A 356-nucleotide genomic window follows, 5' to 3' on the forward strand; every position below is an offset into this window, starting at 1 on the left:
GGCACGGTGTTTGAGCCCGTCAACAGCTTCAAAACCAATCAGACCAAGCTGGCAAGGCTCCAACGCCAGTTGAGCAAAAAGGTAAAGTTCAGCAGCAACTGGAAGAAACAAAAAGCCAAGATCCAGCGGCTGCACTCACATATCGCCAATACCCGCCGCGATTACCTTCACAAGGTCACAACGACTATCAGCAAAAACCACGCGATGATCGTCATTGAGGATTTGAAGGTTGCCAGCATGTCAAAATCAGCAGCGGGCACGACCAGCCAGCCGGGGCGCAACGTCCGGGCAAAATCAGGGCTGAATCGTTCGATATTAGATCAGGGCTGGTTTGAGCTGCGCCGCCAGCTCGAATA

General features: G+C 52.8%; 1 protein-coding gene. It reads left to right on the top strand.

Features of this window, described 5'->3' with window-relative positions:
* Positions 1-356 (top strand): RNA-guided endonuclease InsQ/TnpB family protein (locus ACNPAA_RS21140; RefSeq protein ID WP_162624128.1); only part of this gene is annotated, 356 nt, incomplete at both ends.

It is taken from the genome of Aeromonas sp. PS2Canimalfood6 (assembly GCF_048276795.1).
Taxonomy (GTDB): domain Bacteria; phylum Pseudomonadota; class Gammaproteobacteria; order Enterobacterales; family Aeromonadaceae; genus Aeromonas; species Aeromonas caviae.